The 13,845-nt window shown below is 67.4% G+C and carries 13 protein-coding genes; 9 read left to right on the top strand and 4 right to left on the bottom strand.

Annotated elements, in window-relative coordinates:
• The first annotated feature begins 37 nt into the window (after positions 1 to 37).
• Genes PW734_04955 through PW734_04970 form a run of 4 tightly spaced genes read left to right on the top strand, consistent with a single transcriptional unit; the run spans position 38 to position 2,993 of the window.
• Positions 38 to 1,354: a bifunctional UDP-3-O-[3-hydroxymyristoyl] N-acetylglucosamine deacetylase/3-hydroxyacyl-ACP dehydratase gene (locus PW734_04955; GenBank protein ID MDE1170552.1), complete on the top strand. Its 1,317-nt coding sequence runs from the start codon at positions 38 to 40 to the stop codon at positions 1,352 to 1,354.
• Positions 1,355 to 1,367: 13 nt separating this feature from the next.
• On the top strand, positions 1,368 to 2,138 hold the full coding sequence (gene lpxA / locus PW734_04960) for an acyl-ACP--UDP-N-acetylglucosamine O-acyltransferase (GenBank protein ID MDE1170553.1): 771 nt from the start codon (positions 1,368 to 1,370) through the stop codon (positions 2,136 to 2,138).
• A 31-nt stretch (positions 2,139 to 2,169) separates the two neighbouring features.
• The gene (locus PW734_04965) at positions 2,170 to 2,658 is read left to right on the top strand and encodes a hypothetical protein (protein ID MDE1170554.1); all 489 of its coding nucleotides are present in this window, start codon (positions 2,170 to 2,172) and stop codon (positions 2,656 to 2,658) included.
• Between the two features lie 2 nt (positions 2,659 to 2,660).
• Positions 2,661 to 2,993, top strand: coding sequence for a hypothetical protein (locus PW734_04970; protein MDE1170555.1), 333 nt, complete (start codon positions 2,661 to 2,663; stop codon positions 2,991 to 2,993).
• A 7-nt stretch (positions 2,994 to 3,000) separates the two neighbouring features.
• On the opposite strand, the gene PW734_04975 is transcribed toward PW734_04970, so the two are convergent.
• From PW734_04975 to pgi, 4 genes are read right to left on the bottom strand one after another with little or no spacing between them, the layout of a single operon-like run.
• Positions 3,001 to 3,801: a histidinol-phosphatase HisJ family protein gene (locus PW734_04975; GenBank protein MDE1170556.1), complete on the bottom strand. Its 801-nt coding sequence runs from the start codon at positions 3,799 to 3,801 to the stop codon at positions 3,001 to 3,003.
• Positions 3,782 to 4,324: a TM2 domain-containing protein gene (locus PW734_04980; GenBank protein MDE1170557.1), complete on the bottom strand. Its 543-nt coding sequence runs from the start codon at positions 4,322 to 4,324 to the stop codon at positions 3,782 to 3,784. Before PW734_04980 ends, PW734_04975 begins: the two co-directional genes overlap by 20 nt.
• Positions 4,325 to 4,378: 54 nt before the next feature.
• Positions 4,379 to 5,278 (bottom strand): hypothetical protein, encoded by a 900-nt coding sequence (locus PW734_04985; GenBank protein ID MDE1170558.1) that lies wholly within the window; start codon positions 5,276 to 5,278, stop codon positions 4,379 to 4,381.
• 34 nt (positions 5,279 to 5,312) lie between these two features.
• Positions 5,313 to 6,962 (bottom strand): glucose-6-phosphate isomerase, encoded by a 1,650-nt coding sequence (gene pgi / locus PW734_04990; protein ID MDE1170559.1) that lies wholly within the window; start codon positions 6,960 to 6,962, stop codon positions 5,313 to 5,315.
• Between the two features lie 139 nt (positions 6,963 to 7,101).
• On the opposite strand from pgi, the gene PW734_04995 reads away from it, so the two are divergent.
• Genes PW734_04995 through PW734_05015 form a run of 5 tightly spaced genes read left to right on the top strand, consistent with a single transcriptional unit; the run spans position 7,102 to position 13,773 of the window.
• Entirely contained in the window at positions 7,102 to 7,989 is an 888-nt protein-coding gene (locus tag PW734_04995) for an HAD-IIA family hydrolase (protein MDE1170560.1), read from the top strand.
• 46 nt (positions 7,990 to 8,035) lie between these two features.
• Entirely contained in the window at positions 8,036 to 10,873 is a 2,838-nt protein-coding gene (locus PW734_05000; protein ID MDE1170561.1) for a 2-oxoglutarate dehydrogenase E1 component, read from the top strand.
• Positions 10,874 to 10,900: 27 nt separating this feature from the next.
• Positions 10,901 to 12,118 (top strand): 2-oxoglutarate dehydrogenase complex dihydrolipoyllysine-residue succinyltransferase, encoded by a 1,218-nt coding sequence (gene odhB, locus PW734_05005; protein MDE1170562.1) that lies wholly within the window; start codon positions 10,901 to 10,903, stop codon positions 12,116 to 12,118.
• Positions 12,119 to 12,122: 4 nt separating this feature from the next.
• Positions 12,123 to 13,520: a dihydrolipoyl dehydrogenase gene (gene lpdA / locus PW734_05010; GenBank protein MDE1170563.1), complete on the top strand. Its 1,398-nt coding sequence runs from the start codon at positions 12,123 to 12,125 to the stop codon at positions 13,518 to 13,520.
• Positions 13,521 to 13,569: 49 nt separating this feature from the next.
• Complete coding sequence (locus PW734_05015) at positions 13,570 to 13,773, top strand: hypothetical protein (GenBank protein ID MDE1170564.1); 204 nt, start codon at positions 13,570 to 13,572, stop codon at positions 13,771 to 13,773.
• Positions 13,774 to 13,845 lie beyond the last annotated feature (72 nt).

The raw sequence follows: 13,845 nt of genomic DNA on the forward strand, positions 1-13,845 counted from the left end.
CGCTTGCCAAACTCCGGCAAACGGTTTTAATCCGGCCATGTCTTCGGCCAAGCAGCACACGCTCCAAAAGGAAGTGACCGTCAAGGGGACGGCCCTCCACACGGGGAGCCACGTCACCCTGACCCTCAAGCCCGCTCCCACCGGCACCGGCTACGTTTTCAAGCGGACCGACCTGGCCGACGAGCCGACGGTCGCCGCCCACATCGACCAAGTCCGCCAGACGGAGCGCGCCACCACCCTGGGAGAGGGCAACGTGAAGATCCACACCGTGGAGCACGTCCTGGCCAGCCTGCGCGGCTGCGGCGTGGACAACGCCATCATCGAGCTGGACGCCAACGAGCCCCCCATCGGCGATGGCAGCGGGTCCCTCTTCGTCGACGCCATCGCGGAGGCGGGCCTCTTGGAGCAGGACCTTCCGGCCAAGGCCTACGAGCTGCGCGAGCCCGTCTGCGTCACCGGCAAGGACGGCGCCCATATGGCCGCCTGGCCCAGCGACACCTTCCAGGTCACCTGCACCAACGCCAACCATACCGGCAACTTCACCCAGTTCCTCCACTGGAAGCATGAGCCCTCCCGCTTCGCCCGGGAGCTCGGCCAGGCGCGCACCTTCGTCTTTTACGAGGAGGTCCAGCCCCTCATGGAGAAGGGCCTCATCAAGGGCGGCAGCCTGGAGAACGCCATCGTCATCAAGGGAGACTCCCTGGTCAGCCGCCAGCCCCTGCGCTACCAGGACGAGCTGGTCCGCCACAAGATCTTCGACATCGTCGGCGACCTGGCGCTGTTCCCCCTGAAGCTGAAGGCCCACATCGTGGCCAGCAAGCCGAGCCACGGCCTCAACGTCGAGCTGGCCAAGGCCATCGCCAAGCAATACCGCAACTACGTCTCCCAGCTCATGCCGGTGGAGAACATCCCCGTGGGAGAGGGCGCCCTCGACATCAACGGGGTGATGAAGATCCTGCCCCACCGCTACCCCTTCCTCCTGGTCGACCGCATCCTCCAGTTCCCGGCGGAGAACAAGGCCATCGGCCAGAAGACGGTCACCATCAACGAGCCCTTCTTCCCCGGCCACTTCCCGGGGCACCCGATCATGCCGGGCGTCCTCCAGATCGAGGCCATGGCCCAGGTGGCCAGCATCCTCATGCTCCGCCAGGCGGAAAACGCCGGGCGCCTCGGCTACTTCATGAGCGTCGACAAGGCCAAGTTCCGCCGCCCCGTCATGCCGGGGGACACCCTCATCATGGAGGTGGAGCTGACCAAGTCCCGCGCCAAGATCGGCAAGGCCCGCGGCCAGTGCCTGGTCAACGGCCAGGTCGTCTGCGAGGCCGACCTCATGTTCGCCCTGGTCGACGGCTAGGACTTCCGCCCGCATGGCCATCCACCCCACCGCCGTTGTCGATCCCGGAGCCCGGCTGGGAGCCGGCGTCGAGGTCGGCCCCTACGCCGTCGTCGGCGCGGGCGTCGTCCTGGGCGACCGCTGCCGCGTCGACCACCACGCCTCCATCGAGGGGCCGGCGGAAATCGGCCCGGACAACCACTTCTTCCCCTTCTCCGCCATCGGCGGCCGGACGCAGGATCTCAAATACGCGGGGGAGCCCACCCACCTGCGGATCGGCGCGGGAAACCGCTTCCGGGAATTCACCACCGTCAACCGGGGCACCGCCCCCGGCGCCGCCACCGTCATCGGGGACGACAACCTCTTCCTGGCCTACGTCCACATCGCCCACGACTGCCGCGTGGGGAGCCACTGCGTCTTTTCCAACAACGGCACCCTGGCCGGACACGTCGTCGTCGACGACCACGTCATCCTGGGCGGCCTCTCCGCCGTCCACCAGTTCTGCCGGATCGGCCGCTACGGGATGGTCGGCGGGTGCAGCAAGATCGTCCAGGACGTCCCCCCTTACTGCCTGGCGGACGGGAACCCGGCCACGGTCCGTTCCCTGAACCTGGTGGGCCTGCGCCGCCATGGATTCTCCACCGAGCAGATCCGCGCCCTGCGGGACGCCCAGCGCCTCCTCTACGACGGGAACCTGAACACCACCCAGGCCCTGGCGAAGCTGGAGGAGGAATTCCCGGGCAACCCGGAAGTCTCCCGCCTGGTCGAGTTCGTCCGCACCTCGGAACGCGGCATCATCCGCTAGCGGGAAATAGCCGAATTAACGTACCATGGACATGGAACCGAAGGAGTCCCGCCGGGAAGCCCTGGCGGAATGGGCGGCCGTGATGGCCGATTACGCCGGGCAGATCGTCCTTCGCGAGAAGGCGGAGGCGGACGCCCTCGCCGACATGGAGCCCGAGCTGATCCAGAGTAGCCTGCGGCTGAAGGAGAGCCTTGGCCTGCCCGACACCCGCCCTTTCCACGAAGCTCTGGAGGACACCCTTTCCAACGCCTCCGACCCGGAGCGCATCACCCTCGAGCACCTTTTGAACCAGATCGACCAGGCCGACCTTCCCGCCCGCGTCCGCGACGCGCGCGACTACGGGCGGAACCTGGCGGGCCGGATCGACGCGCTCGCCCAGGCAGGCATCGAAAGCGAAGCCGACCGCGACGCCGCCGCGCTCAAGAAGGCGACGGCCCTGCAGGACTTCGCCGTGGGGAACCCGACCCGCCACGTCGGCTCCCTGGCCGCCCAGGTCATGGAGCGCGAGCGGAACAAATAAATATGAGCGCTCCTTCCGCGCTGGCCGAGTGGGCCCGCCATTTCGTCACCTACGTTGCCGGCCCGGCCGAGTCGGAAGAGGGGATCGTGCCGGAGCGGGAGGAGGCCCTGGCCAAGGAGCCGGAAGTCATCACCGCCACGCTCACCATCCAGAAAAAGCTCGGCCTTCAGGGCAAGGGCATGAAGCCCTTTCGGGAGGCCCTGGACGCGGCGCTCGACGAGGCGGACGCCTCCCCCGCCGTGCGTGCGGCGGCGGGCAAGCTGCTGCAAAAGATCGGCATCCAGGCGATCCTATCCGGCGGGGGCGGCGGAAAAGAATCGAAGCCGCGGCGTTAGCGCGGCCCTAGAGCGGCGTGGGGATCGCCTTCCGCCCGGCGAAGCGGACCACCTCCGTGTAGCCGACTTCCTTCACCAGCGCCAAGGCCTGGTCGAAGGCGTGGCCCACGTCTCCCGGCGCGTGCGCGTCGGAGTTGATGAGAACGGGGATCTTCTTGCGGAAGGCCATTTCCAGGAACTGCTTGCTAGGATAGATCTCCTTCACTTCCTTCCGCAGCCCCGCGGTGCTCACCTCGATGGCTTTGCCCGAGTCGGCGACCGCCTCCAGCGCCTCCCCGTAGAAGCGGGAGAGGTCGCCCTCCGGCCGGTAGCCGAATTTCTTCACCAGGTCCGGGTGGGCGAAGAAGTCGAAGAGGCCGGACTGGGCCATCTTCGCGTAGGCGGCGAAGTAGAGTTCCCAAATCTCCGCCACGGGCCGCTCGGTGAACTTCTTCACATGCTTCGGCCCGTCGACGTCCCAGCCGGGGGCCAAGTAGTGGACGGAGCCGATCAGGTAGTCCCACTCCGCTTCCGCGGCCAGGCGGCGGATGTGGTCCTCGTAACCGGGAATGAAGTCGCACTCCAGCCCCAGGCGGACCGGGTAGCCGGGCGCGGCGGCGCGGGCTTCCTCCACCAGCGCCAGGTACTTCGGCAGCTCGTCCGGGGCCATCCGCCAGTCGTCGAACTGGGTCGGCATCGGATTGTGGTCGGAGAAGCCGATCTCGGAAAGGCCCTTGGCCTGCGCGGCGCGGACGTATTCGATCGGCGCTCCCTCCGCGTGGCGGCAGAGGGGCGTGTGGGTGTGGTAATCAAAGAGTGATGTCGACATAAGGGGGGGAAAGGAAGTCTTGGCCGCGCGCGTCGCTGCGGACCAGCGCCGCCTCCGCCCAGGCCCAGAGGAGGACGACCCACGGCAGCTTCGGCAGGAGGAAGAAGGCCGTCGACTGGGGGTCGACCATGAGGAGGGTCAGGAGCGGTTCGCAGCCGAGGCCGAAGAGGGTGAGGGAGGCCTGAAGGATGCCCCGCTCCCAATAATAAGCGTAGAAGCTGTGCGCGCCGGTCATGCCCAGGAAGAGGGCCAAAAGGACGTAGATGCGCCGCTTCCGGGGCGCCAGGGGCCGGACGTAAAGGAGGACGCCGTCCCCGTCATGGGTGACCGCGGCGGCCTCCACCATCGCCCAGAGGGTGGTGAGGAGGGCGCCGACCAGGGATCCAAATATGCAGACGATCAGCTGCGCCGCGCCCTGCCACCAACGGCGGGCGTAGAAATTGTGAAGGCCCATGAGGCCGAGCGTCAGCGCCAGGGCGACGTAGACGGCGCGGGATTTGGGGCGGGTTGCGGCGTCGGCCATGGGAGGGGCGATTCTTGCCCGCTGGGGCGGCGCGGCGCAAGCCTTAGCCCGGCCCTAGCGGCCCGCGCGAACCTGCGGGCCGGAAACGGCGGCGAGGGCGATGGGCGTAAGCGTCGTCCGCTGGAAGGCGAGGGCTTCCGCCAGGCGCTCCTTGTCGACGGCGGTGACGATGTCCTTCGCCGATTGGGCGAGGCCGTCGACCGGCTGGGGCTGGAGGAGGAAGCTGCCCCCGCCCTCGGCGCTCAGTTCCGGGCGCTGCCCGTCGACGGCGAGCTGGAAGACCTGGCAGGGGGCGCTCCCGGCCTGGATGAGGACGCCGGGGAGGCTGTTGGGAGAGGCGAGCGTCGTCTCGTGCCAAAAGCCGTTGATGAGGATGGTGCCGCTTTCCCGGGCGTGTTCGGCGCCCAGGCGGCCCATCGCTTCGTTGCGCGCGGCGACGGAGGCGATGGGGTCTTGGCCCGCCCGGTACATGTCGCGGGCGGGAACGTCGATGAAGTGGACGGCCATGCCCGCGTCGTGGGCGGCGGCGGAGAGGGCGACGGCCTGGCGGATGCCCTGGTCCTGGAGGACGTTGCCGATGATGGTTTCCCGTTCGCCCGCGCTGCGCGGCGGCGCGCCCGCGGCGGCGCGGTCGACGAAGGTGGTGAGCAGGGCGCGGTAATCCTCCGGCGTGCGGGCGGAGCGGAAGTAGTCCCGGGCGGGCCCTTCGATGTCGCGGGAAAGCTCCATGTCGAAGTTCTTGTAGCCGCGCTGGGCGAGGGCCTGGACGGTCTCCCTCTCGATCTGGAAGTGCTGCGGCGTCCCGTGCATCTCGCCGATGCAGACCGGCCGGGGCACCGGCCGCGCCAGGACGGAGCGCGCCGTCACCGCCGCGACAGGCGGCGGGGTGGCCGGGACGGCGGCGGGCACGTTCGGCAGGAAGAGCAGGCCGACGGCGAGGTTTTTGAGGCGCATGGCTATCAGGACGAAGCAGGTTCCGGGCCGCCCGTTACTTCTTGGCGCGGTGGGACTTGTAGTATTCGATCAGCCCGGCGGTGGAGCTGTCGTGGCCGGTGACGGGGCCGGGGGCGGAAAGTTTCGGCAGGATCGCCTTGGCCAGCTGCTTGCCCAGCTCGACGCCCCACTGGTCGTAGGAGTTGATGTTCCAGACGATGCCCTGGACGAAGATCTTGTGCTCGTAGAGGGCGGTGAGGCGGCCAAGGGTCCGGGGGGTGAGCTTCTGGAAGAGGAGCGAGTTGCTCGGCCGGTTGCCGGTGAAGACTTTGTGCGGGGCCAGGGCGTCCTGGGCCGCGCCGGTGACGCCCTGGGCGGTGAGTTCCGCGCGAACTTCGTCCAGCGTCTTGCCCTTCATGAGGGCCTCCGTCTGGGCGAAGAAGTTGGAGAGGAGGATCGGGTGGTGCTCGCCCAGCGGGTGGAAGGTTTCGATGGGGGCCAGGAAGTCGCAGGGGATCAGCTTCGTCCCCTGGTGGATCAGCTGGTAGAAGGCGTGCTGGCCGTTGGTGCCGGGCTCGCCCCAGATGACGGGGCCGGTGGAGTAGGCCACGCGGTTGCCGTCCCGGTCGACCGACTTGCCGTTGCTCTCCATGTCGCCCTGCTGGAAGTAGGCGGCGAAGCGGTGGAGGGACTGGTCGTAAGGCAGGATGGCCTGCGTCTGCGCGCCGAAGAAGTTGTTGTACCAGATCCCGAGCAGGGCCAGCGTGGCCGGGAGGTTTTCCTCCAGCGGGGCGGTGCGGAAGTGCTCGTCCATCTCGTGCGCGCCGGTGAGCAGCTCTTCGAAGACGGGGAAGCCGACGTAGAGGGCGATGGAGAGGCCGATGGCCGACCAGAGGGAGTAGCGCCCGCCGACCCAGTCCCAGAAGCCGAACATGTTCTTCGGGTCGATGCCGAATTTGGTCACTTCCTTCTCGTTCGTGGAGAGGGCCACGAAGTGCTTGGCCACGGCGGCGGGGTCCTGGAGCTTGGCCAGGAGCCATTCCTTGGCGGAGGTGGCGTTGACCAGCGTCTCCTGGGTGGTGAAGGTCTTGGAGGCGACGATGAAGAGGGTCGTCTCCGGGTCGAGGCGCTCCAGGGCGACGGCCAGGTGGGTGCCGTCGACGTTGGAGACGAAGTGGGCGCGCAGCTTGGCGGAGGCGTAGGGGCGGAGCGCCTCCGTCACCATGACGGGGCCCAGGTCGGACCCGCCGATGCCGATGTTCACCACGTCGGTGATCGCCTTGCCGGTGTGGCCCTTCCAGACGCCGCCGCGGACGGCCTCGGAGAACTCCTTCATGTGGGCCAGGACGGCGTTGACCTCCGGCATCACGTCCTGGCCGTCGACCAGGATGGGGCGGTTGGAGCGGTTGCGCAGGGCCGTGTGGAGGACGGCGCGGTCTTCCGTGATGTTGATCTTCTGGCCGGAGAACATCTTTTCCGTCCACTCGGCGAGCTTGGCTTCCTTCGCCAGGTTGCGCAGGAGGCCCAGGGTCTTTTCCGTGATCCGGTTCTTGGAAAAGTCCAGGAGGAGGTCGTCGAAGCGGAGGGAGAATTTTTTGAACCGCTCCGGGTCCTGGGCAAAGAGGTCGCGGAGGTGGAGAGGCTCGACTTCCGGGTAGTGGGTTTCCAGGGCGCGCCAGGCGGGGAGATTGATGGGGGAGGGCATGGTGAGGGCCCCCGTACTACCCTGGAAAAAGGCCCGGCGGCAAGCCGTCCGATTCTCTCGAACCCGCTTTAATACCTGGTATAACAGGGGCACCCCCCTTGCTTCGCCGTGCCGAAAGCCCTAGACTGCCCTGCATATCATGAATACTCCGCAAAACGCCTACCTCCTCGACATGGACGGCGTCATCTACCGCGAGAATCAGCTCATCCCCGGCGCTGCCGACCTGGTCGCCCTCTTCCAGGAGAAGGGGATTCCCTTTCTGTTCCTCACGAACAACTCGGCCCCCACGCCGGATGAGCTGGCCATCAAGCTCAAACACTTGGGGATTAAGGATCTCTACCCCCGCCATTTCTACACTTCGGCGCTGAACACGGCCGACTTTCTCTGGGAAACCCACCCGAATTGCACCGCTTACGTCCTGGGCGAGGGCGGCCTGATCGGCGCCCTTCAGGAGGCGAAGATCCCGAACGACGCCATCGCTCCCCATTACGTCGTGGTCGGGGAAGGCTTCCCGCCGATGGACAAAATAGTTAAAGCCCATGAATTGATTGAGAAGGGGGCCCGCCTGGTGGTGACCAATCCCGATTGCTGGTGCCCGGTGGCTTCGGACAAGACGCGGCCCGGCGCCGGAGCCTTGGCCGCCTATCTGGAAACCAGCACCGGCCAGCGTCCCTATTACCTGGGGAAGCCGAATCCCTACATGTTCAGCCGCGCCCGGAAGCGGCTCCTCCAGGGCCAGGGCCACGCCGATTGGAACGTCATCATGGTCGGCGACACGATGGAGACGGACATCCGCGGCGCCGTCGAGATCGGCATGCAGGCTTACCTGGTCCTGACCGGCTCGACCTCCCTGGGCGAGATGGGCGATTACGTCTACCAGCCCACCCGCGTCCTGGAGAGCGTCGCCGACCTGCTGCAGGAGGTGGCCACCGGCGAACAGTCCGACCGTCTCAGCAGCCCGGCTTTCCAGCTCCCGGAAAAGGGAACGGAAACCGTCCATCGAAAGAAGCGTTACGCAACCGCGTAAAAACTTGAAACCGGCGGGGGGGAGGATAGGCTGAAAGGCCCTTCTCATGAGCACCTCCACTCCCGCCGCGCCGGTCGTTCCGGCGGGCTTGGGCCGCAGCGCCCAAAACGGTCAGACCGCCCACGCCCGCGGCGGCATCGGCAGCGGCGACCAAGCCGCCCTCCTCGAGGAATATTACGAGCAATGGAAGACCGCGCCCGAGTCGGTCGACCCGACCTGGCGTTCCTTCTTCGAGGGCTTCGAGCTGGGCTGCCAGACCCTGCCGCCTAAGGCCTCCGCGTCCGCCGGGGGCGCGGCCGCCGGCGCGCCGGGCGAGCTGCCGCTGCGGCTCAAGCAGGCCCGCCTCTACAACCTCCTCTTCGCCTACCGCACGCTGGGCCACCGGCTCTCCAACCTCGATCCGCTCGGCTTCAACAATCTGGCCCCCGGCGACATGCCGGAGCTTTCCCTGGAGCAGTTCCGCTTCACGGAGGCCGACCTCGACACCGTCTTCGACTCCGGCACGCTGGCCGGCGGCGGGGACCGGACGCTGCGGGAGATCCTGGAGATCCTGCGCGCCACCTACTGCGGCACCATCGGCTCCGAGTACATGCACATCCAGGCTTTCCCCCAGCGCCGCTGGGTGCGGGACTGCCTGGAAAGCGGCCGCGCCGTGCCCCGCTACGCGCGGGAGAAGAAGAAGCGGATCCTCAACAACGTGCTGCGCGCGGAGGAGTTTGAGAACTTCCTCCACGTCCGCTACGTCGGCCAGAAGCGCTTCTCCCTGGAGGGCGGCGAGACCCTCATCGCCATGCTCGACGCGATCGTGGAGGCCTGCCCCGGCCACGGCATCGCGCAGGTTTGCATGGGCATGGCCCACCGGGGCCGCCTCAACGTCCTGACCAACATCCTGGGGAAGGACTACAAGTTCCTCTTCACCGCGTTTGCGGAAAACTACATCCCGCAGGGCGTCCACGGGGACGGCGACGTGAAGTACCACCTGGGCTACGACGCGGTGCAGACCACCTCCACCGGCGAGCGCGTCGGCCTCTCCCTGGCCCCGAACCCGAGCCACCTGGAAGCGGTCAACCCGGTCGTGGAGGGGAAGACCCGCGCCCACCAGCGGCTCCTCGGCGACACCCAGGAGCGCAAGAAGGCCCTGCCGATCCTCATCCACGGCGACGCGGCGATGGCCGGGCAGGGCATCGTCTTCGAGACGATCAACCTTTCCCAGCTGGAAGGCTACCGCACCGGCGGCACCGTCCACATCGTGGTGAACAACCAGCTCGGCTTCACCACCCTGCCGCAGGACAGCCGCTCGACGACCTACTGCACGGCGATCGCCAAGGGCTTCGACCTGCCCGTCTTCCACGTCAACGGCGACGACCCGCTTTCCGCCGTCTTCGTCACGGAGATGGCGCTCGAATACCGGCAGAAGTTCGGCAAGGACGTCGTCATCGACCTCGTCTGCTACCGCCGCCACGGCCATAACGAGGGCGACGAGCCCAACTTCACCCAGCCGACCCTCTACAGCGCCATCGCGCAGAAGGAGAAGGTGAGCCAGGTCTACCTGCGCCGCCTGGTCGCCGACGGCGACATCACGGAAGAGGAAGCCCGGGACTACGTGAAGAAGTTCGAGGAGCGGCTCTCCGCCGCCATGGCCGAGTCCAAGGCCGCGGCGAAGGAGATCGTCCCCGCCCTGCGCCCGCCGATGGTGGAGAACGCGCCGGAGAACTTCGTCCCCGTGAAGACCGCCGTGCCGGAGGCCGACCTGGTCCGCATCGGCCAGGCCCTCGTCGCCGTGCCGGAAGGCCACCAGATCAACGCCAAGGTGGCCAAGGTCCTGGAAGGCCGCCGCGCCATGACGGAAAAGAAGCAGCCCCTCGATTGGAGCGGCGCGGAGGCCTTGGCCTTCGGCTCCCTCCTGGACCAGGGCCATCCCATCCGCCTTTCCGGGCAGGACAGCCGCCGCGGCACCTTCAGCAGCCGCCACTCCGTCCTCTACGACGTGACGACGCGCAAGCGCTACCTGCCGCTGCAGAACATCGCCCCCGGCCAGGCGCAGTTCTGCGTCTACAACAGCCCGCTCTCCGAATACGCCGTCCTCGGCTTCGACTACGGCTACTCCCTGGACTATCCCAAGGTCCTGGTCCTGTGGGAGGCGCAGTTCGGCGACTTCGCCAACGGCGCGCAGACGATGATCGACCAATACATCACCAGCGCCGAATCGAAGTGGGAGATCACCTCCAACCTGACCATGCTCCTGCCGCACGGTTACGACGGCCAGGGGCCGGAGCACTCCAGCGCCCGCCTGGAGCGCTTCCTCCAGGCCTGCGCGGAGGACAACATCATCGTCGCCTACCCGACGACTCCGGCGCAGTACTTCCACCTCCTGCGGCGGCAGGCGCTGCGGGAGACGCTGCGCAAGCCCCTCGTCGTCATGACGCCCAAGGGCATGCTGCGCGACAAGCGCTGCACCTCCGCCCTGGCCGACCTGACCGGCGGCGCCTTCCAGGAGATCCTGGCCGACGTCCAGCCCGCGCCCAAGAAGGCCAAACGCCTCATCCTCTGCGCGGGCAAGGTCTACCACGACCTGGCGGACTACCGCGCGGCGCAGAAGATCGAGGACGCGGTCCTCGTCCGCGTCGAGCAGCTCTACCCGCTGCACGGCGAGGCGCTGAAGAAGGCCGCGGACGACGTCTCCCGCTACGAGAAGGTCGTCTGGTGCCAGGAAGAGTCCCAGAACATGGGCGCCTGGTCCTTCATCGAGCCGCGCCTGCGCGCGCTCTTCGGCCGCGAGATCCTCTACGCGGGCCGCGACGCCTCCTCCAGCCCGGCCGTCGGCGCCTTGGCGCTGCACAAGCTGGAGCAGGCCGACCTCATCGCCCAGGCTTTCAAAATCTAAGCACCCTTCTTCTTCCCCAATCACACTATGGCAATCGACGTCAAAGTCCCCTCCGTGGGCGAATCGATCACGACCGGCACCCTCGGCACGTGGCACAAGAAAAACGGCGACTACGTCCGCCCCGGCGACGTCCTCTTCGAGATCGAGACGGAGAAGGTGACCTCCGAGGTCGCCGCCGAGCAGGCGGGCCTCCTCGCCACCCTGGTGGAGAGCGGCGCCACCGTCGACGTCGGCCAGGTCGTCGCCCGCATTGACGAAAAAGCCCCCGCGCCCGCCGAGGCCGCCCCCGCGCCGAAGGCCGACAAACCCGCCGCCAAGGCCGAAGCCAAGCCGGAGCCGAAGGCCCAGCCTGAGTCCAAACCCGCCGCCGCTCCCGCGCCGAAACAGGCCGCCGTCGCCGGCGAGGCCTCCGCGCCCGTCCTTTCCCCCGCCGCCCGCTTCGCCGCGGAGGAGAAGGGCCTCGACCCCGCCGCGCTCGCCCGCGTCACCGTGGACGAAGTCCGCTCCGGTGGCGCCAAGCCCGCCAAGGCCGCCGCTCCCTCCGGCCCCCGCACCGTCCGCAAGCCGATGAGCCAGCTGCGGCAAAAGATCGCCGCCCGGCTCGTCAGCGCCCAGCAGGAGGCCGCGCTGCTCACCACCTTCAACGAGGTCGACATGACCAACGTCATGGCCTTGCGCGCCCGCTTCCAGGACCGCTTCGTCGCCAGGCACGAGATCAAGCTCGGCTTCATGTCCTTCTTCGTGAAGGCCGTCGTCGAGGCCCTCAAGGCCGTCCCCGCCCTCAACGCCCAGATCGACGGCAAGGAGATCGTCCAGAACAACTACTTCGACATCGGCGTGGCCATCTCCACGGAGAAGGGCCTGCTGGTCCCCGTCATCCGGGGCGCCGACCAGCTCTCCTTCGCCGACATCGAGAAAGCCATCGCCGACTACGCCAAAAAGGCCCGCGCCGGGAAAATCACCCTGCCCGACCTGGAAGGCGGCGTCTTCACCATCACCAACGGCGGCACCTTCGGCTCGCTCCTCTCCACCCCCATCGTCAATCCGCCCCAAAGCGGCATCCTGGGCATGCACTCCATCCAGGAGCGCCCCGTGGCCATCAACGGCCGCGTCGAAATCCGCCCCATGATGTACCTGGCCGTCAGCTACGACCACCGCCTCGTCGACGGCAAGGAAGCGGTCACCTTCCTCGTCCGCATCAAGGAAGCGATCGAGAATCCCGGCTCCGCCCTCCTGGAAGTCTAAGCGTATGGCCGATTACCAAGTTCTCGTCATCGGTTCCGGCCCGGGCGGCTACGTCGCCGCCATCCGCGCCGCGCAGCTCGGCTTCAAGACCGCCATCGTCGAAAAGGACAAAACCCTCGGCGGCACCTGCCTGAACGTCGGCTGCATCCCGTCCAAGGCCCTCCTGGCCTCCAGCGAACACTTCCACTTCGCCCAGGAACGCTTCAGCGCCCACGGCATCGTCGCCAAGGATCTCTCCCTCGACCTCGCCGCCCTTCTCAAGCGGAAGGACGGCATCGTCACCAAGCTCACCGGGGGCGTCGAGTTCCTGATGAAGAAGAACAAGATCGAGCGGCTCTCCGGCTTCGCCCGCTTCGCCGACGCCAAGACCGTGGAAGTCGAAGGCGCCGACGGGGCGAAAAAGTCCGTCACCGCCGACCACTTCATCCTGGCCACCGGCAGCGTCCCGGTGGAGCTGCCCTTCCTCAAGTTCGACGGCAAGAACGTCGTCTCCAGCACGGAGGCCATCGCCTTCGACAAGGTGCCCAAGTCGCTCCTGGTCGTTGGCGGCGGCGCCATCGGCCTGGAACTCGGCTCCGTCTGGAAACGCCTCGGCGCCGAAGTCACCGTCGTCGAGTTCCTTCCCCGCATCGCCCTCGGCTTCGACGGGCAGATCGCCGAAACCCTCCGCAAGAGCCTGGCCAAGCAGGGCCTGAAAATCCTCACCGACACCAAGGTCGAGGCGGGCGAAGTCGGCAAGGACGGCGTCACTCTCACCGTCTCCTCCGGCGGCAAGCAGGAGAAGCTCTCCGCCGAGAAAGTCCTCGTCGCCGTCGGCCGCAGGCCCTTCTACGACGGGCTCGGCCTGGACAAGGCCGGCGTGGCGCTGACGGAGCGGAAGCGCGTCCAGATCAACGCCCACTACCAGACCAGCGTCCCCCACATCTACGCCATCGGCGACATCGTCGACGGCCCCATGCTGGCCCACAAAGCCTCCGACGAAGGCATCGCCGCCGCCGAGCGGATCGCCGGCCTCCCCGGCCAGGTCAACTACGGCGCCATCCCCGGCGTCATCTACACCAGCCCGGAAGCCGCCTCCGTCGGCCACACGGAAGAGCAGCTGAAGGAAAAGGGCGTCGCCTACAAAACCGGCCAGGCCATCTTCGGCCCCAACGGCCGCGCCCTGGCCAACGACCAGACGGAAGGCTTCGTCAAAATCCTGGCCGACGCCAAGACCGACCGGGTCCTGGGCGTCCACATCCTCTGCTCCGCCGCCTCGGAGCTGATCGCCGCCGCCGTCTCCGTCATCGAGTTTGGGGGCGCCGCGGAGGACATCGCCCGGACCTGCCACGCCCACCCCACCCTGAGCGAGGTGGTCCGCGAGGCCGCCCACGCCGTCTCCGGCCACGCCATCCACGCATAGGTAAGAGACCCGATTTACAAACCGCCGCGATTTGTTAAATTAATCCCGTATGAGCGAACATTCTTGTGGATCGGGCTGCGGCTGCGGCCCCAAGGCCTCCTCCGCCCCCACGGCGACCTCCATCCAGAACGGCAAGGGCTCCGCTCCCCGCAACATGAGCAAGACCTTCCGTTCCAACTATGACGGGATCCGATGGGACCAGCGCGGCAAGGCGCGGAAAGAAGGGGAAAAGTTCGTGAAGGTCTATTCCTAATCGACGAACCACCAGCCGAAACCCACCAGGGTCCGCTCTTCCTTCAGAAAGAGGCGCGTTGTTCTTAAAAAG

Source organism: Verrucomicrobium sp. (assembly GCA_028283855.1).
In the GTDB taxonomy this organism is placed as follows: domain Bacteria; phylum Verrucomicrobiota; class Verrucomicrobiia; order Methylacidiphilales; family GAS474; genus GAS474.